The 17,679-nt window shown below is 68.0% G+C and carries 18 protein-coding genes; 17 read left to right on the forward strand and 1 reads right to left on the reverse strand.

The annotated features are described in order from the left end of the window. Positions 1–4 precede the first annotated feature (4 nt). The 6 genes from aroC to nusB all read left to right on the forward strand — a co-directional run bounded on the left by aroC (position 5) and on the right by nusB (position 4,489). Positions 5–1,204 carry a chorismate synthase gene (gene aroC, locus L0M17_RS09825; RefSeq protein ID WP_241053782.1) on the forward strand — a complete coding sequence of 400 codons (1,200 nt, stop codon included), beginning with the start codon at positions 5–7 and terminating at the stop codon, positions 1,202–1,204. After that, the gene (locus L0M17_RS09830; RefSeq protein WP_241053783.1) at positions 1,201–1,770 is read left to right on the forward strand and encodes a shikimate kinase; all 570 of its coding nucleotides are present in this window, start codon (positions 1,201–1,203) and stop codon (positions 1,768–1,770) included. Before aroC ends, L0M17_RS09830 begins: the two co-directional genes overlap by 4 nt. 1 nt (position 1,771) lies before the next feature. Beyond that, entirely contained in the window at positions 1,772–2,875 is a 1,104-nt protein-coding gene (aroB, locus tag L0M17_RS09835) for a 3-dehydroquinate synthase (RefSeq protein WP_241056390.1), read from the forward strand. Beyond that, positions 2,872–3,384, forward strand: coding sequence for a tetratricopeptide repeat protein (locus L0M17_RS09840; RefSeq protein WP_241053784.1), 513 nt, complete (start codon positions 2,872–2,874; stop codon positions 3,382–3,384). The genes aroB and L0M17_RS09840 overlap by 4 nt, the downstream gene beginning before the upstream one ends. 131 nt (positions 3,385–3,515) lie before the next feature. Further along, positions 3,516–4,079, forward strand: a complete 564-nt coding sequence (gene efp, locus L0M17_RS09845; RefSeq protein WP_043121181.1) for an elongation factor P — start codon at positions 3,516–3,518, stop codon at positions 4,077–4,079. Next, positions 4,079–4,489: a transcription antitermination factor NusB gene (gene nusB, locus L0M17_RS09850; protein WP_241053785.1), complete on the forward strand. Its 411-nt coding sequence runs from the start codon at positions 4,079–4,081 to the stop codon at positions 4,487–4,489. The genes efp and nusB overlap by 1 nt, the downstream gene beginning before the upstream one ends. A 31-nt stretch (positions 4,490–4,520) precedes the next feature. On the opposite strand, the gene L0M17_RS09855 is transcribed toward nusB, so the two are convergent. Continuing rightward, positions 4,521–5,699: a PrsW family intramembrane metalloprotease gene (locus tag L0M17_RS09855; protein WP_241053786.1), complete on the reverse strand. Its 1,179-nt coding sequence runs from the start codon at positions 5,697–5,699 to the stop codon at positions 4,521–4,523. A gap of 162 nt (positions 5,700–5,861) precedes the next feature. On the opposite strand from L0M17_RS09855, the gene pyrR reads away from it, so the two are divergent. From pyrR to L0M17_RS09910, 11 genes are all read left to right on the forward strand, one after another. Further along, a complete protein-coding gene (pyrR, locus tag L0M17_RS09860; protein WP_308196850.1) occupies positions 5,862–6,515 on the forward strand; it encodes a bifunctional pyr operon transcriptional regulator/uracil phosphoribosyltransferase PyrR in 654 nt (217 codons plus the stop codon). After that, entirely contained in the window at positions 6,512–7,483 is a 972-nt protein-coding gene (locus L0M17_RS09865) for an aspartate carbamoyltransferase catalytic subunit (RefSeq protein WP_241053787.1), read from the forward strand. Before pyrR ends, L0M17_RS09865 begins: the two co-directional genes overlap by 4 nt. Beyond that, positions 7,480–8,844 (forward strand): dihydroorotase, encoded by a 1,365-nt coding sequence (locus tag L0M17_RS09870; protein WP_241053788.1) that lies wholly within the window; start codon positions 7,480–7,482, stop codon positions 8,842–8,844. Before L0M17_RS09865 ends, L0M17_RS09870 begins: the two co-directional genes overlap by 4 nt. After that, a complete protein-coding gene (locus L0M17_RS09875) occupies positions 8,841–9,374 on the forward strand; it encodes a PH-like domain-containing protein (protein ID WP_241053789.1) in 534 nt (177 codons plus the stop codon). Before L0M17_RS09870 ends, L0M17_RS09875 begins: the two co-directional genes overlap by 4 nt. Before the next feature lie 3 nt (positions 9,375–9,377). Further along, positions 9,378–10,574, forward strand: coding sequence for a glutamine-hydrolyzing carbamoyl-phosphate synthase small subunit (gene carA, locus L0M17_RS09880; protein ID WP_241053790.1), 1,197 nt, complete (start codon positions 9,378–9,380; stop codon positions 10,572–10,574). Further along, a complete protein-coding gene (carB, locus tag L0M17_RS09885) occupies positions 10,574–13,909 on the forward strand; it encodes a carbamoyl-phosphate synthase large subunit (RefSeq protein ID WP_241053791.1) in 3,336 nt (1,111 codons plus the stop codon). Before carA ends, carB begins: the two co-directional genes overlap by 1 nt. A gap of 1 nt (position 13,910) precedes the next feature. After that, entirely contained in the window at positions 13,911–14,795 is an 885-nt protein-coding gene (gene pyrF / locus L0M17_RS09890; protein ID WP_372498061.1) for an orotidine-5'-phosphate decarboxylase, read from the forward strand. 128 nt (positions 14,796–14,923) lie between these two features. Next, positions 14,924–15,241, forward strand: a complete 318-nt coding sequence (mihF, locus tag L0M17_RS09895) for an integration host factor, actinobacterial type (RefSeq protein ID WP_241053792.1) — start codon at positions 14,924–14,926, stop codon at positions 15,239–15,241. 139 nt (positions 15,242–15,380) lie between these two features. Beyond that, the gene (gene gmk, locus L0M17_RS09900; RefSeq protein ID WP_241056393.1) at positions 15,381–15,989 is read left to right on the forward strand and encodes a guanylate kinase; all 609 of its coding nucleotides are present in this window, start codon (positions 15,381–15,383) and stop codon (positions 15,987–15,989) included. A 41-nt stretch (positions 15,990–16,030) separates the two neighbouring features. Next, positions 16,031–16,303 carry a DNA-directed RNA polymerase subunit omega gene (gene rpoZ / locus L0M17_RS09905; RefSeq protein ID WP_308196851.1) on the forward strand — a complete coding sequence of 91 codons (273 nt, stop codon included), beginning with the start codon at positions 16,031–16,033 and terminating at the stop codon, positions 16,301–16,303. Positions 16,304–16,316: 13 nt separating this feature from the next. Further along, entirely contained in the window at positions 16,317–17,612 is a 1,296-nt protein-coding gene (locus L0M17_RS09910) for a bifunctional phosphopantothenoylcysteine decarboxylase/phosphopantothenate synthase (protein ID WP_241053793.1), read from the forward strand. Positions 17,613–17,679: the final 67 nt, after the last annotated feature.

Raw genomic sequence — 17,679 nt, forward strand, 5'->3', positions numbered from 1 at the left:
TGGCATGTTGCGTTGGTTGACCGCCGGGGAATCGCATGGTCCGGCACTCGTGGGGATCGTCGAAGGGCTTCCGGCAGGGGTCGAGCTGACCAGTGAGGACGTACGCCGAGCCCTGGCGCGTCGTCGCCTCGGGTACGGACGTGGTGCCCGGATGAAGTTCGAGCAGGACGAAGTGACGCTCGTCGGCGGCGTCCGGCACGGACTCACCCAAGGCGGCCCCGTCGCGATCCAGGTGGGCAACACGGAATGGCCCAAGTGGGAGCAGGTCATGTCGGCCGATCCCATCGACCCGGACGTGCTCGAAGGCGTCGCCCGGAACGCGCCCCTCACCCGGCCGCGTCCCGGCCACGCGGATTTCACGGGCATGCAGAAGTACGGCTTCGACGAGGCACGTCCGGTGCTCGAGCGTGCCTCGGCTCGGGAGACCGCCGCGCGCGTTGCGCTCGGCACTGTTGCTGCCAACTTCCTCCGTCAGCTCGGGATCGAACTCGTGAGCCACACCACGCAGATTGCCGGGGTCGCGGCACCCGAAGACGCGCCGCTTCCGCTGCCCTCGGACGTCGACGCCCTCGACGCCGATCCTCTGCGCTGCTTCCATGCTGAGACGTCGACGGCGATGGTCGCCGAAGTGGACGCCGCCCACAAGGAGGGCGAAACCCTCGGCGGCGTCGTCGAGGTGCTCGCCTACGGCCTCCCGCCGGGCTTGGGGAGCTACGTCCACTGGGACCGGCGTCTCGACGGGCGCCTCGCCGCCGCGCTCATGGGCATCCAAGCGATCAAGGGCGTCGAGGTCGGAGATGGCTTCCGCACGGCGTCCCGTCGGGGCTCGCTGGCCCATGACGAGATTGTCCGCGACGCGTACGGCAAGATCGTTCGGTCGACCAACCGTGCGGGCGGCATCGAAGGCGGCATGAGCATTGGTGACGTGCTGCGCGTGCGGGCCGCGATGAAGCCCATCGCGACGGTGCCCCGAGCCCTCGGCACGATCGACATCGCTACGGGCGAGGCTGCGAAGGCGCACCATCAGCGTTCCGACGTGTGCGCCGTCCCGGCCGCGGGCGTCGTCGCCGAAGCCATGGTCGCCCTAGTCCTCGCTCAAGCCGTACTCGAGAAGTTCGGTGGAGACTCCGTCGCCGAGACGAAGCGCAACCTAGAGTCGTTCCTCGAGAACATTCCCGCCGAGATGGATTCGATCACGCGATGACCTCTGCCGCAGCGCACCCGATTGTCGGACGAACGGTGCTCCTCATGGGGCCCATGGCTTCTGGCAAGTCGTCGGTCGGCTTTGCGCTCGCCCGGATCCTCGGTGCCGATTTCGCGGACACCGACGTGCGGATCGTCCGGGAGCACGGGCCCATCCCCGAGATCTTCGCCGCCCATGGCGAGGAGGCGTTCCGCGACCTCGAGGCCCAAGCGGTCGCCGATGTGCTCGCCGAGGAGCATCCGAACGGCATCGTCGTGGCGCTCGGCGGAGGTGCGGTACTACGCCGTGAGACGCGGGAGCGCATCAGCGGCCATCACGTCGTATACCTCGAGGTGGCGTGGGAAGACGTGGCGCCCCGCCTTGTAGGGAGCGAGGACCGGCCGCTCCTCCATGGCCAGGCCGAGGCGAGTTGGCGTGAGCTCATGGCGCAGCGACGCCCGGTGTATGAAACAGTAGCGACCCTGAAGGTCCACGCCGCCGGCGGAACGGCGGATGAGGTGGCACGGGCCGTCGCAGACCAGTTGATCCCCCTCCAGAAGGAGCTGACGCGTGAGCGCCGACACTGACATCAGCAGCGACCACACCGTCATCAAAGTCACGGGCTCACAGCCTCAGGAAAACTACGACGTCATCGTCGGCCACGGCCTCTTGGGGCGCCTTGCGCCTATTCTCGGCGAGCGGGTCAAGCGTGTGCTCGTCGTCCACCCGCGTGCTCTCCGTGCAACGGGCGACGCCGTGCGGGAGTCCCTTGAGTCCGACGGCTTCACGGCGCTCACCGCAGAGATCCCGGATGCCGAGGAAGGCAAGCACATCCAGGTCGCTGCCTTCTGCTGGCAGGTGCTCGGCCAGAACGACTTCACTCGCTCTGACGCGATCGTCTCGGTAGGCGGCGGAGCGGTGACCGATCTTGGCGGCTTCGTGGCCGCCACCTGGTTGCGCGGCGTCCGCGTGGTGCACATCCCGACCAGTCTGCTCGGAATGGTCGATGCCGCGGTGGGAGGCAAGACTGGCATCAACACGGCGGAGGGCAAGAACCTCGTCGGCGCGTTCCACCCGCCCGCCGCGGTGCTCGCGGACCTCGACGCCCTCGCGACCCTGCCGCGCAATGAGCTCGTCTCAGGACTTGCCGAGGTAGTCAAGTGCGGCTTCATCGCGGACCCCACGATCCTCGGCCTCATCGAGGGTGATCCTGAGGGCACCACGGATCCCGCTTCCGCCACGCTTCGCGAACTCGTTGAGCGCTCCATCGCCGTCAAGGCCGAGGTCGTCTCATCAGACCTCAAGGAGAGCGGGCAGCGGGAGATCCTCAACTACGGCCACACTCTCGGACACGCGATCGAGCTCGCGGAGCGCTACCAGTGGCGGCATGGGGCGGCCGTGAGCGTGGGCATGATGTTCGCAGCCGAACTCGCCCGCAGTGTGGGCCGGCTCGACGACGCTGTGGCCGATCGGCACCGCAGCATCCTGCAGGGGCTGGGCCTCCCGACTTCCTACCGCGGCGACCGGTGGCAAGCGCTGCTCGACGGCATGCGGAGGGACAAGAAGGCACGCGGCGACCTCCTGCGCTTCGTCGTGCTCGACGACGTCGCCAGGCCCGGAATCCTCGACGTCCCCGACACTTCCCTCCTGTTCGCTGCGTATCAGGAGATTGCCGAAGGAATCCCAGCATGATGATCGACCGGCGCGAGTGGCCCGACGCGGGCTTTCCCGGCATCGCCGTCGATCCTGACACGCTCAATGCTGTCGTCGTGGACGAGGAGCGGTGCGAGGCCGCCCTCGAGGCGAGCGGTTCGCTCGAGGACCGCGCCGTCGTCGAACTTGCCCGCGGCCACGTCAGCAAGGCCGCCGAGCTCATCGTCGAGGCCCGCTATCACGACCCCGAATCCTTCCGGCTCAAGGTGCTCGAACTCGACGTCCTGCGCCTCGGGAATCGAAACGACCGTGCACTCGAGCGGGTGCGTCAGATCCTTGCCGAGGTCAAGGGGACTGCCCGTGAGGCGACAGTCCAGCAATATCTCGGAATGATCCAGTTCACCCGGGGCCAGTATGCTTCCGCCGAGGATGCCTTCGCGAAGGCCCTCGAACTGCGCGTCGCGGCGTCCGCGGATGCGAGCCTCATCTACTCGAGCACCGTTGCGCTCGGGCGGGCGCGCGAGGAGCGGTTCGGCTCGTCCGCGTAGAGCGGTCGCGAGGCGGAGAGGCCGCCTCGGGGGAGTGCCCGCTCGGCCGCGGGTAGAATGGACCCCGGATTTCCGCGCGTGCTGCTGGCCCCTGTCTCGGTGGCGCCAGCACGCAGACATGAGAGGGATACGTGGCAACGACCAACGACATCAAGAACGGCACCGTGCTGAAGATTGACGGCCAGCTCTGGAACATCATCGAGTTCCAGCACGTCAAGCCCGGCAAGGGTGGCGCGTTCGTGCGTACGAAGATGCGCAACATCACTTCCGGCAAGGTCGTCGACCGTACGTTCAACGCCGGAGCGAAGATCGACACGGCGACTGTCGACCGCCGCGACTACCAGTACCTCTACAAGGACGGCACCGACTTCGTGTTCATGGACACGGAGGACTACGACCAGATCCACATTTCGGCCGAGGCCGTGGGCGACGCCGCCAACTTCATGCTCGAGAACCAGAACGTGCTCATCGCGCTCAACGAGGGTGCTCCGCTCTACATCGAGCTCCCGCCGAGCGTCACTCTCGAGATCACGTACACGGAGCCGGGGCTCCAGGGCGACCGCTCGTCCGCGGGCACCAAGCCGGCGACGCTCGAGACCGGTTACGAGATCCAGGTTCCGCTGTTCCTCGAGACAGGGACGAAGGTCAAGGTCGACACCCGCGACGGCAGCTACCTGGGACGTGTCAACGACTAGTGAGCGCCCGCGGCAAGGCCCGAAGCCGGGCCCTCGACATCCTCTTCGAGGCTGAGCAGCGCTCGGTCGCGCCGTCTGAGGTCATTCAGCGGCGCCTCGAGCGGACCGATCAGCAGATCAATCCGTACACCGAAGAGATCGTCTCGGGCGTGGTCGCGAAGCAGGGCCAGATCGATGAGATCCTGCGCACGTACGCGCAGGGCTGGACGCTTGAGCGGATGCCCGCCGTCGACCGCGTGATCCTGCGGATCGGCACGTGGGAACTGCTGTTCAACGACGAGGTTCCGGACGGCGTCGCGGTGAGCGAGGCCGTGGCCCTCGCCCGCACGATGTCGACCGACGACTCCCCGGCGTTCGTGAACGGCCTCCTGGGGCGGCTCCAGTCGCTCAAGCCGACGCTGCTCGCCTGAGAGACGGCAGTACAAGCCAGAACAGGCCGGGTCAGGGAGCGACGATCACGTCCCTGAGCCGGCCTGCCTCGTCTAGGTAACCCTTCTCGGCGATGGCATAGCCAGAGAGGTCGCGACCGCTCACGGCACGCTGCCGCGTGTAGGCCAGTTCGGTGGCGACCCGGATGAACTGTCTCATCGCGGGGGCACGCCCGCGGGAGGCGGCCCACCGGATTCCCGCGCGCCTGCCCCGCGGAGTCGCCAGCATGTCGACCTCGAGCGGCGTGAACCAACCGGCGACGGCGTATTCGGTCAGCCGTCGATGCGTCAGTCTGGCGTCGGCGCGGCGGAGGAGGTAGATCCCCGCGAGGGCCACGCAGAAGAGCGGAATCTGGACGGCGACGTACAGGAAGAAGAAGCTGTCGCCAGAACTGTTCCACAAGTGGTGCAGGAACATGGCGGGAATGAGCCCGACGACGAACGCCACAATGCCGAGGCCTGCGTTCCAGCGCCGCGCGGCGAATCCGATCACGGCGCCCAGCGTTCCGGTGAACATCGCATGCGTGAAAGGCGAAAGGATGCCCCGCAGCATGAACACCACCACGAGCCCGGTGGCGGAGCCCGTTCCATTGGCGAAGGCTCGTCCGAAGTACAGGATGTTCTCGGTGAAGGCGAAGCCGGCCGCGATCGTCATGCCGTAGACGACGCCGTCAACCGGACCGTCGAAGTACTTGCGGGCTGCGAGGAACAGCACGAGGAGACCGATTCCCTTCGAGACCTCCTCGACGAACGGCGCCTCCACCGTCGCGAGAAAGGACAGCGTGGCGTCACGATCAGCGTTCATGGGCGCGAAGACGGCCATGAAGACGGGCTGGGCGAGCGTCGTCGTGGCGACGGCGACGACGGACCCCCACGCGAGCGCGAACGCAAGCAGGCGCTTCGGTTCAGGCTCCCAGCGGTCCACGAACGCGACCGTGCCGAGGACGATGGCGAGTGGCACGAGCGAGAGCACGAAACCGATCGCTAGTCCGCCCGTTCCGGTCGAGGACAGCAGGAACGGCACGACGAGTGCGAGGCCCGCGAGGACGAGCACTCCACCGGCCAGCAGAAGCGCGGTGAGGCCGGGAGCCCGGTGGTGCGGCGGCTGCGGCGGGGCCGGCACATCCCAGAGGATCTGCGGCGGAAGTCCGGGACGCCCGTCTGGGGGCGGCCACGGCGCTTTGCTCGTCATGCCCCAAGGCTAGCTTGGGGCTGGTGTGGCGCGGGGGAGGGCCGGAATGTTCCGTGGCCCACATGGCCCGCGAGGGCAACCTCGGGCTGTGATAGTTTTGAAGGCGGTTCAGCCTTCACATCCTTTTAATTCCGTCCTGTGAGGCGGGGAAAGGGGTCTGGCGTGGCACCTGCCGCAGCAGACAACGGAGCGTCACGGACCGCAGCCCCAGCGCAGCACGCGCTCTCGGGCCGCGTCGTCCTGAACGCAGCAGATATCGATCGCGCACTCACGCGAATAGCGCATGAGATCCTCGAGGCCAACAAGGGCCCTCAGGATCTCGTCCTCCTCGGGATTCCGCGCCGCGGCTATCCGTTGGCCGTCCGCCTCGCGCGGAAGCTCGCCTCGGCGGATCCGAGCATCGTCGCCGAACAGATCGTCGGCCAGCTCGACATCACGATGTTCCGCGATGACCTGTCCAGACAGCCAACCCGCCCGCCGTCTCCGACGAAGCTCCCGGCGCAGGGGATCGATGACAAGGTCGTCGTCCTCGTCGATGACGTGCTGTATTCGGGCAGGACGATCCGCGCCGCGCTCGACGCGCTGGTCGATCTCGGGAGGCCGCGCATCGTGCGCCTCGCCGTCCTGGTAGACCGCGGGCACCGCGAGCTGCCGATCAGAGCAGATCACGTGGGGAAGAACCTCCCGACTTCTGCTGTAGAGAAGGTACGCGTGCGCCTCGCCGAAACCGATGGCCCCGCCGACGGCGGCTTCCTTGAGGACCACGTGGCGATCGAGTCCCCCGCAGGGGCGGACAGTGAGGATCAGGCACGATGAAACATCTCCTCTCAACCCGTGACCTGACCCCCGGTGATGCGATCGCCATCCTCGACACCGCCGAGGAGATGGCCGCCGTCAACGACAGGGAGGTCCGCAAGCTCCCCGCGCTGCGGGGCCGGACAGTCGTCAACCTCTTCTTCGAGGACTCGACGCGGACACGGATCTCGTTCGAGGCGGCCGCCAAGCGGCTCTCTGCCGACGTCATCAACTTCGCGGCCAAAGGCTCGTCCGTCTCGAAGGGCGAATCGCTCAAGGACACCGCGCAGACGCTCGAGGCAATCGGTGCGGACGCCGTCGTCATCCGCCACTCCGCTGCCGGCGCGCCGCATCGGCTCGCCATGACGGATTGGATCCAGGCCGCGGTGGTCAACGCCGGCGACGGCACCCACGAGCACCCGACTCAGGCGCTGCTCGATGCGTTCACGCTGAGGCGCCACCTCGCTCGCGTCTCGGGGACGCAGTCGGCTGGCGCCGATCTCGCAGGTGCGCACGTCGTCATCGTGGGCGACATCCTCCACTCGCGAGTCGCGCGCTCGAACGTGTGGCTCCTCACGACCCTCGGCGCGAGCGTGACCCTCGTAGCGCCGCCCACCCTGCTGCCCATCGGCGTCGAGCACTGGCCCTGTGACGTGAGCTACGACCTCGACTCGGTGCTCGACCAGGCGCCCGACGCGGTCATGATGCTCCGTGTGCAGGCCGAGCGCATGAACGCCTCGTACTTCCCCTCGACGGCTGAATACTCGCGCTTGTGGGGTCTCGGTGACGAGAGGTTCGACCGCTTCAGCACGCCGGCCTTCAAGGACACCGTGATCCTCCACCCCGGGCCGATGGTTCGAGGCCTCGAGATCTCCTCGACGGCCGCCGATTCGGACCGCTCGCAGGTGCTCCGCCAGGTCGCCAACGGCGTCTCGGTGCGAATGGCCGTCCTCTATCTGCTCATGTCCGCGAAGGAGTCTGCCCGATGACCACTGCGACCCCCGCATCAGCGGCCTCTGCCTCGAACAGCACGCGCTATCTGGTGCGCGGTGCCTCGCTCTATGGACGGGAGCGCGCTGACCTCCTCATCGAGGACGGACGCATCGCCCAGGTCGGCAGCATTGCGGACGCGTCTGGTGCGACCGTCGTCGACGCCGAGGGCCTCGTCGCGCTTCCGGGCCTGGTCGATGTCCACACCCATCTGCGCGAGCCTGGCCGGGAGGATGCCGAGACCGTCGAGACCGGATCGCGGGCGGCGGCGCGCGGGGGCTACACCGCGGTCCACGCGATGGCCAACAGCAGCCCGGTGGCGGACACCGCGGGAGTGGTCGAACAGGTCCACAGCCTCGGGCGCCGGGCCGGGTGGGTTGACGTCCGCCCCGTCGGCGCAGTGACCGTCGGGCTCGCGGGCGAGCAGCTCGCGGAGATCGGCGCCATGGCGAACTCGGCCGCTCAGGTCCGCATGTTCTCGGACGACGGGATGTGCGTGCACGATCCCGTGCTCATGCGCCGCGCCCTCGAGTACGTCAAGGCGTTCGACGGCGTGGTGGCCCAGCATGCGCAGGAGCCGCGCCTCACCGCGGGCGCGCAGATGAACGAAGGCGTCGTCTCGGCCGTCCTCGGACTTCCGGGGTGGCCAGCCGTCGCGGAGGAGAGCATCATCGCGCGCGATGTCCTGCTCGCGCAGCACGTCGGCTCGCGCCTCCACGTGTGCCACGTCTCCACCGCGGGCTCGGTCGAGATTATCCGGTGGGCGAAGTCGCGCGGCATCTCGGTCACCGCCGAGGTCACCCCGCACCATCTGTGGCTCACCGATGAACTCGTGCGAAGTTACGATCCCGTGTTCAAGGTGAACCCGCCCCTTCGCACCCAAGAGGACGTCGACGCGCTCCGAGCAGCCCTCGCCGACGGCACGATCGACGTCGTCGGGACCGACCACGCCCCGCACCCGAGCGAGCACAAGGAATGCGAGTGGGCTCAGGCGGCGATGGGCATGACCGGCCTCGAGACCGCGCTCTCGGTCGTGCAGCACACGATGGTCGAGAGCGGCCTGATCGACTGGGCGAGGGTAGCCGAGGCGATGTCCGTCATTCCTTCGGGGATCGGGCGGGTCGCGGATCAGGGGCGGCCTCTCGCCGAGGGCGAGCCTGCCAACATCGCCCTCGTGGATCCGTCCGCGCGCTGGACTGTCGATCCGTCCAAGCAGGCGACGAAGGGGCGAAACTCGCCGTTTGTGGGGCGGGAACTGCCGGGCCGCGTCGTCGCGACGTTCTTCCGCGGGCATCCGACCGTCCTCGACGGGACGCTGAACGCTCCGCGCCCGGAGTCGGCCGCAGTGGTGGCGCAGTGAGCGACCACCTCCTGACCTTCGTCACCTCGGTCATCTTCGTCGTGCTGCTCGTGCTGCTCGTCGCGCTGGGCTGGCGAGCACGCAAGCGCCGGCAGGCAGACGTGCCGGTTCCGCCGCCTTTCCCGGAGGATCCCGGCAGCGAGCTCTTCCGGGCCGAGGGGCAATACGTGACGACGACGTCAGCCGGAGACTGGCTGGACCGGATTGCGGTGCATGGGCTCGGGATCCGCACGCGAGCGGACGCCGTAGTGTGCGACGGCGGTGTCCTGTTCGACCGCGCGGGATCCGGTCCCCTGTGGGTCCCCGCGGCGGACCTCGCGGAGGTCCGGCTAGGCAGCGGCATGGCCGGCAAGTTCGTCGAGCGCGACGGCCTCGTGGTGCTCGAGTGGCGGCTCGGGGAGAAGTCCTTGGACACCGGGTTCCGAACCCGACGACCAGAAGAAAAGGCTGCCCTCGTGGCAGCGATCGAAGACCTCATGAGTGCGGGACGCCGGGACGGCAGCACGCCAGCAGACCAGGAAGAAGAGTGAACAGTGACTGATGTGACGAACGGGGCAGCGAACCACAGCACCCCGGCTGTGCTGGTGCTTGAGGATGGACGCGTGTTCCGTGGCCGTAGCTACGGGGCCGTGGGCACGACCCTCGGCGAAGCGGTCTTCGCGACCGGCATGACCGGATACCAGGAGACGATCACCGATCCCTCGTACGATCGTCAAATCGTCGTCCAGACTGCGCCCCACATCGGCAACACGGGCGTCAACGCCGAGGATCCCGAGTCCACCCGCATCTGGGTCGCCGGGTACGTGGTCCGGGACCCCGCACGCCGCCCGTCCAACTGGCGCTCCGAGGGAAGCCTCGACGACGAGCTCGCGCGGCAGGGCGTCGTCGGCATCCAAGGCGTCGATACGCGTGCCATCACTCGGCACCTCCGCGAGCACCGCACGATGCGCGCAGGCATCTTCTCCGGTGAGGCTGCCGAGCGCAGCGACAAGGAGCTGCTCGACGAGGTGCTCGGGAGCGCGCCGATGGAGGGCTCGCGCCTCGCGGAAGAGGTCAGCGTGGACGAGTCCTACACGGTCGAGCCCCGTGACCACGGCTGGGAAGACGAGCCGCGCTTCACGATCGCCGCCGTCGACCTCGGTATCAAGTCGATGACGCCGCATCGCTTCGCCGAGCGCGGCGTGCGGGTTCACGTCCTTCCCGCCAGCTCGACTCTCGACGACGTCAAGGCTGTCAGCCCCGACGGATTCTTCATGTCGAACGGCCCGGGCGATCCCGCCACGGCCGACGCGCAGGTTGCGCTGCTCCGTTCCGTGCTCGACGAGCATATCCCGTACTTCGGCATCTGCTTCGGCAACCAGATCCTCGGCCGGGCGCTCGGCTTCGGCACATACAAGCTCCGGTACGGCCACCGCGGGATCAACCAGCCGGTCATGGACCGCCGCACGGGCAAGGTGGAGATCACGTCCCAGAATCACGGCTTCGCGGTCGACGCACCCCTCGACGGCCCGACGACGGCGCCTGAGGAGCGCTACGGGCGTGTCGAGGTGAGCCACGTGAGCCTCAACGACCAGGTTGTCGAGGGCCTTGCCTGCCTCGACATCCCCGCATTCTCGGTGCAGTACCACCCCGAGGCGGCGGCCGGTCCCCACGACGCCGCCTACCTGTTCGACAGGTTCATCGATCTCATGGACAGCCAGAAGACCTCTCAGAGCGAGGAAGCGAAGTAATGCCGAAGCGTACAGACCTCAAGAGCGTCCTCGTCATTGGTTCCGGCCCGATCGTCATCGGCCAGGCTGCCGAATTCGACTACTCGGGGACTCAGGCGCTCCGCGTGCTCAAGGACGAGGGCCTCCGGGTGATCCTCGTCAACTCGAACCCTGCGACGATCATGACCGACCCCGAGTTCGCGGACGCGACCTACGTCGAGCCCATCACTCCGGAGGTCGTCGAGAAGATCATCGCGAAGGAGCGCCCGGACGCGGTCCTCCCGACCCTCGGAGGCCAGACCGCCCTCAACACGGCGATCGCCCTCGACAAGAACGGCGTGCTGACGAAGTACGGCGTCGAGCTCATCGGCGCGAACATCGAGGCGATCGAGCTGGGCGAGGACCGGGAGAAGTTCAAGGGCGTCGTCGAGCGGTGTGGCGCGGAGTCCGCGCGCAGCCAGATCGTGCACACGATCGACGAGGCTCTGGCTGCCGCGGAGTGGCTCGGCTACCCGCTCGTGGTCCGTCCCTCCTTCACGATGGGCGGTCTGGGTTCGGGCTTCGCGTACACGGAGGAGGACCTTCGCCGCATTGTGGGCCAAGGCCTGCTCTACAGCCCGACCACCGAGGTGCTCCTCGAGGAGAGCATCCTCGGCTGGAAGGAGTACGAGCTCGAGATGATGCGCGACAAGAACGACAACGTCGTGGTCGTGTGCTCGATCGAGAACTTCGACCCGGTCGGCGTCCACACAGGCGACTCGATCACGGTCGCCCCAGCGCTGACGCTCACCGACCGCGAGTACCAGAAGCTGCGGGACGTCGCGATCGCCGTCATCCGCGAGGTCGGCGTTGACACGGGTGGCTGCAACATCCAGTTCGCCGTCGACCCGAAGACCGGGCGCGTCATCGTCATCGAGATGAACCCGCGCGTCTCGCGCTCCTCGGCGCTGGCTTCCAAGGCGACGGGCTTCGCGATTGCGAAGATCGCCACGAAGCTCTCCCTCGGCTACACGCTCGACGAGATCCCGAACGACATCACGCAGAAGACGCCGGCGAGCTTCGAGCCGACGCTCGACTACGTCGTCGTCAAGGTGCCGCGATTCGCGTTCGAGAAGTTCCCCGCCGCGGATCCGACGCTCACGACCACCATGAAGAGCGTGGGCGAGGCGATGGCCCTCGGACGCAACTTCACGGAGGCGCTCCAGAAGGCGCTGCGCTCCCTCGAGCAGCGCGGTGCGCAGCTCGACTTCTCACCCGTGCCCGAGTACGAGGTGGCGCAGCTCGTCGAGCAGGCAAAGCAGCCGACGACGGACCGGCTCAAGCAGGTTCAGCGCGCCCTCCTCGGCGGCGCGAGCGCCGACGAGCTCTACGCTGCCACGGCGATCGATCCGTGGTTCCTTGACCAGCTCCAGCTCCTCAACGAGGTGGCCGCGGAGATCAAGGCCGCTCCGGCCCTCACAGAGGATGTCCTGCGCCTCGCCAAGCGCCACGGCTTCTCCGACGAGCAGATCGGTGCGCTCACCCACCATTCAGAGGACGTCGTCCGCGGCGTCCGCCAGGCTCTCGGCGTGCGCCCGGTGTACAAGACCGTCGACACGTGTGCCGCCGAGTTCGCCGCCTACACCCCGTATCACTACTCGTCCTACGACGAGGAGGACGAGGTCGGCCTGCACTCGAAGCCGTCGATCGTGATCCTCGGTTCGGGTCCGAACCGCATCGGCCAGGGCATCGAGTTCGACTATTCATGCGTCCACGCCTCGATGGCGCTCCGCAAGGCGGGCTACGAGACGGTCATGGTGAACTGCAACCCGGAGACGGTCTCGACCGACTACGACATCTCGACCCGCCTCTACTTCGAGCCGCTCACGCTCGAGGACGTGCTCGAGGTCATCGCAGCCGAGGAGCGCACGGGCGGCGTCATGGGCGTGTTCGTCCAGCTGGGCGGCCAGACCCCGCTCAAGCTCGCCCAGCAGCTCGCCGATGCCGGTGTGCCGATCCTCGGCACGTCGCCCGAAGCGATCGACCTCGCCGAGCATCGCGGCGCCTTCGCCAAGGTGCTCGACGACGCCGGGCTCGTCTCGCCCAAGAACGGCACAGCCGTCTCGTTCGACGAGGCCAAGCGGATCGCGGACGAGATCGGCTACCCGGTCCTCGTGCGGCCCTCGTACGTGCTCGGCGGCCGCGGCATGGAGATCGTGTACGACGAGCCGAACCTCCAGCGCTACATCGAGAACGCGACCGAAATCACGCCAGACCATCCCGTCCTGATCGACCGCTTCCTCGAGGACGCCGTCGAGATCGACGTGGACGCGCTCTACGACGGCCGCGAGCTGTACCTCGGCGGGATCATGGAGCACATCGAGGAAGCCGGAATCCACTCGGGTGACTCGGCCTGCGTCCTTCCGCCTGTGACCCTGGGCGAGGATGTCCTCGAGCGGGTGCGCGAGGCGACGGCGGCCATCGCCGAGGGCGTGGGCGTGCGGGGGCTCATCAACATCCAGTTCGCCCTCGCTGCAGACGTGCTCTACGTGCTCGAGGCCAATCCGCGGGCGTCGCGAACCGTTCCGTTCGTCTCGAAGGCGACGGGCGTGCAGCTGGCGAAGGCCGCGGCGCTCATCGGAACGGGGGTGTCGATCCACCAGCTCCGCACGGCGTACCACATGCTGCCGGAGACGGGCGACGGTGCGGCGATCAACCCTGATGCAGCAGTGGCCGTCAAGGAAGCTGTCCTGCCCTTCAGCCGCTTCCGCACCCCGGACGGCACCGTTGTCGACAGCCTGCTCGGGCCCGAGATGCGCTCCACCGGCGAAGTCATGGGCATCGACAAGCACTTCGACACCGCCTTCGCGAAGAGCCAGGCCGGCGCGAACAACGCGCTGCCCACGTCGGGCCGCGCGTTCGTCTCGGTCGCGAACCGCGACAAGCGCTCGGTCATCCTCGGCGTCAAGAAGCTCGCCGACCTCGGCTTCGAGATCTACTCAACCGGCGGAACCGCGGCCGTCCTCCAGCGCAACGGAATCCAGGCGACTGTCGTCCGCAAGGTGGGCGAGGGCGCGGGTTCCCATGGGGAGGGCACGATCGTGGACCTCATCAACGACGGGAAGATCGATATGGTCTTCAACACTCCGTCCGGCGGAGAGGCCCGTGGCGACGGGTACGAGATCCGTGCTGCGGCGACGTCGAACGGAAAGCCCTGCATCACGACGGTCGCCGAGTTCAACTTCGCAGTTCTCGCGATCGAGGCCATGCGCCAGTTCGAATGGACGGTGACGAGCCTCCAGGAGCATGCGGCACACCTTCGTGAGGCGCTGTCCAGCGGAACCGATGCAGCGGCTGCGGAGCCAGCGGGTGTCTGAGCTGGGCCACGAACCGGATCAGGAAGCGAGCCGTGCTGAGAGCCCTGCACTGCGCCGTGCGCCGTTTGGCGCAAGGCTCGCCGCCGCCATGGGGGAGCGGGGCCCCTTGTGCGTGGGCATCGACCCGCACCCCTCGCTCCTTTCGGCTTGGGGTCTTTCCGACGACGTCGACGGGCTGCGCCGCTTCTCCCTCGCCGTCGTAGAGGCGGTCGGGGACGTGGCTGCGGCCGTGAAGCCGCAGGTAGCGCTGTACGAGCGGCACGGTTCGGCGGGCCTCGCGGTGCTCGAGGATGTCCTCGAGGTCTCGGCAGAGGCTGGCGTCCTGACAATCGCGGACGCCAAGCGCGGGGACATCGGCTCGACCATGGCGGCGTACGCCGACGCCTGGCTCGGGGAAGGCTCACCCCTTGCGGCGGATGCCGTGACGCTGAGCCCCTACCTCGGGTTCGAGTCCCTTCGACCTGCGCTTGACGCGGCCGCGGCGACGGGGCGCGGAGCGTTCGTCCTCGCCCTCACGTCGAATCCCGAGGGAGCTTCCGTCCAGCACACGGGCGGCGCACACTCGGTCGCCAGGACCGTATGCGAGGCAGCGGGTGCGGAGAACGCACGCTATGCGGGCGAGCCGTTCGGCAGCGTCGGACTCGTCGTCGGCGCAACGGTGGGCGACGCCGTCGTGCGCCTGGGCCTGGACCTCGCGGCGATGGGCGGCCCGATCCTCGCCCCGGGCCTCGGAGCTCAGGGGGCGACGGGCGCCGTCCTCCGTTCGACGTTCGGAGCGGCCGCTCCGCGCGTCCTCGGGACTTCGAGCCGGGAGATCCTCGCGGGCGGCCCATCCCGCACGGGTCTCCGGGAACGGGCCGAGCGGGCTCTCGCAGACTTGGTCTGAGCTGCTTCCGCCGCAATGGGCGCACAGCGCTTCAGCCTGTGGAAATGCATTGCCACGTTAGAGCTCGCGGACTAGGTTCGGAGTCATCCGTGCGGGGGTGCGCGCGACATTTACGTGGGAGGCGAGCATTGGGACTCAACGCCTTGACCGCTGAAGAACGAAACCGGGCCGTGTCGAAGGCGACGGCTGCGCGTGCGCGCCGGGCCGAGGCGAAATCGGCCGTCAGAGCGGGAAGCCTCAGCCTTGACGAGCTCTTTCGGCAAGCCGACGAGGACGAGGCCCTCGCTCGCCTGAAGGTCACGGAGCTGCTTGAGTCATTCCATGGCATCGGACCCGTGCGTTCGCTCGCCATCTTGGAACAGCTCGGCATCGCGGCGAGCCGCAGGCTGCGAGGCCTCGGCATCCATCAGCGCCGGGCGCTGATAGATTTTCTCAGGGCAGACTGACGGCTTGGGCACGCTGGTCCCCAAGCAGGCTGGCGCCCCGACTAAGACGGGCACCGACACTACAACGCCCAATACAACGCCGGGTTGCGCCGGCGAAGGGAGCTAGGGACGAGGCGTGGACAGCACAACGAGCGCACCCATCGACGGAGGACGCGCGGAGGGCACCTCGAAGCACACGGGGCTCACCGTACTCGCGGGTCCCACAGCCGTCGGCAAGGGAACCGTCTCGACGTATATCCGCGATACGTATCCCGAAGTCTGGCTCTCGGTGTCCGCCACCACCAGGCCCGCCCGTCCCGGCGAGCAGGAGGGCGTTCACTACTTCTTCAAGTCGCCCGAGGAGTTCGATCGACTCGTCGAGGAGGGCGCCTTCCTCGAATGGGCAGTCGTGCACGGCAGGAACCGGTACGGAACGTTGCGTGCCTCGGTCGAGGACGCCATCGCCAAGGGCAAAGCGGTGCTCCTCGAGATAGATCTGCAGGGCGCGCGGCAGGTCAAGGCTGCCATGCCGGAGGCAAGATTCGTGTTCCTGGCCCCGCCGACGTGGGAAGAGATGGTGCGCCGGCTCGTCGGCCGCGGCACCGAATCGCCCGAGGAACAGCAGGCAAGGCTGGAAACGGCTAAAATAGAACTCGCTGCCGAACCGGAGTTCGATTTCACCGTCGTCAATGACGACGTCCGGCGCGCGGCAGACGAGCTTGTTTCACTCATGGGCCTGACCCCGCACGCGCGCCAGTCGGCGCGCTAGAGGGCTGTTCAGGCCAACCGCACAGTGCATTGGAGAATGTCGTGACTTCGAACCCCGAAGGAATCATCAACCCGCCGATCGACGATCTGCTGACGAAGTCGGACTCCAAGTACGGGCTCGTGATCTTCGGGGCCAAGCGCGCCCGCCAGATCAACGCGTACTACGCGCAGCTCCACGAGGGCCTCTTCGAGTACGTCGGCCCGCTTGTCGACACCAAGCTCAACGAGAAGCCCCTCTCGATCGCGCTTCGCGAGATCAACGACGGCCTGCTGGTCGCCAAGCCCACCGAGGGCGACGCCGAGTCCCAGGACTGAGGCCGGGGCCCGCGTGCGCGTTGTCCTGGGAGTCGGGGGCGGGATCGCCGCCTACAAGGCGGCCTTGCTCCTGCGACTTTTCACCGAGGCGGGGCACGACGTAACGGCCGTTCCCACGGAGGCTGCGCTCCGCTTCGTCGGCAAGGCGACGTGGGAGGCGCTCTCGGGGAAGGCAGTCCGCACCGAGGTGTTCGAGGCTGTGGAGACGGTCAACCACGTTCGCCTCGGCCACGAAGCGGATCTCATCGTCGTCGCGCCGGCAACCGCCGATCTGCTCGCACGCGCCGCCGGCGGGCACGCCGACGATCTCCTGACCAACACCCTCCTCATGGCCCGCTGCCCGGTCGTCATGGCGCCAGCCATGCATACCGAGATGTGGCGCCATCCGGCCACCCAAGCGAACGTTTCGCTGCTCCGCGAACGGGGCGTACACGTGCTGGACCCGGCGGAGGGCCGGCTTACCGGCAAGGACAGCGGCCCAGGCCGGCTGCCAGACCCCGAGGACATCTTCGCCGCAGCCCTGAGCTTCGCGAGCCAAGGGGACGTGGAGACAGCCCACGGCCAGACAGCCCATGGCGAGAGCACGCACGACCAAACCACGCACGACGACGGCGCCCTGCCTGAGAAGGGCGTGCTCACCGGGCGCCGGGTCGTCATCTCCGCCGGGGGGACGCGCGAGTCGATCGATCCCGTCCGGTTCCTCGGCAATCGGTCTTCCGGAAAGCAGGGGGTCGCGGTGGCCCGGGCGGCGCTCGAGGCTGGGGCGTCCGTGACGCTCGTGGCGGCCCACCTTGAGGTTGCGCCACCCGAGGGCGCCGAGCTTGTGAAGGTCGAGTCAGCGCTCGAACTGCGCGAGGCGATGCTCGAGCGCGCGGCTTCGGCGGACGCCATCGTCATGGCCGCCGCGGTCGCTGACTTCCGCCCGGCGCGCCGCAGCGAGGCAAAGATCAAGAAGCGCGACGACGCCCCGGACCTGCCGATCGAACTCGTACGCAATCCTGACGTGCTCGTCGAGCTCGTCAGGCAGCGAGATGCGGCCGGAACGCATCAGGTGGTTGTGGGCTTCGCGGCGGAGACAGGGGACGAGGGCGGAGACGTCCTCGCGTACGGCCGCGCGAAACTCGGACGCAAGGGCTGTGAGCTCCTCGTCGTCAACGAGGTCGGGACCGACCGCGTGTTCGGCCTCGACGAGAACAGCGTGACGATCCTCTCGAAGGATGGAGCTGCCCCCGAGCACGTGGCGGGCAGCAAGGACGAGGTGGCGCGCGCCGTCGTCGGCCGCCTTGCCCGCGCGCTCGAAACCCGCTGACGACCGCGCTTCAGCCGCCTTCGCCCAGCGCAACACATGCCCCGGCTCGTCGCTGGGCAGGAAGTAG

The organism is Sinomonas terrae, assembly GCF_022539255.1.
In the GTDB taxonomy this organism is placed as follows: domain Bacteria; phylum Actinomycetota; class Actinomycetes; order Actinomycetales; family Micrococcaceae; genus Sinomonas; species Sinomonas terrae.

Bases quoted from the DNA above. Each gene is read 5' to 3' on its own strand.
- carB (WP_241053791.1), top strand. From the start codon at position 10,574: ATGCCGAAGCGTACAGACCTCAAGAGCGTCCTCGTCATTGGTTCCGGC.
- L0M17_RS09870 (WP_241053788.1), top strand. From the start codon at position 7,480: ATGACCACTGCGACCCCCGCATCAGCGGCCTCTGCCTCGAACAGCACG.
- aroC (WP_241053782.1), top strand. From the start codon at position 5: ATGTTGCGTTGGTTGACCGCCGGGGAATCGCATGGTCCGGCACTCGTG.
- L0M17_RS09855 (WP_241053786.1), bottom strand. From the start codon at position 5,699: ATGACGAGCAAAGCGCCGTGGCCGCCCCCAGACGGGCGTCCCGGACTT.
- L0M17_RS09830 (WP_241053783.1), top strand. From the start codon at position 1,201: ATGACCTCTGCCGCAGCGCACCCGATTGTCGGACGAACGGTGCTCCTC.
- L0M17_RS09865 (WP_241053787.1), top strand. From the start codon at position 6,512: ATGAAACATCTCCTCTCAACCCGTGACCTGACCCCCGGTGATGCGATC.
- L0M17_RS09840 (WP_241053784.1), top strand. From the start codon at position 2,872: ATGATGATCGACCGGCGCGAGTGGCCCGACGCGGGCTTTCCCGGCATC.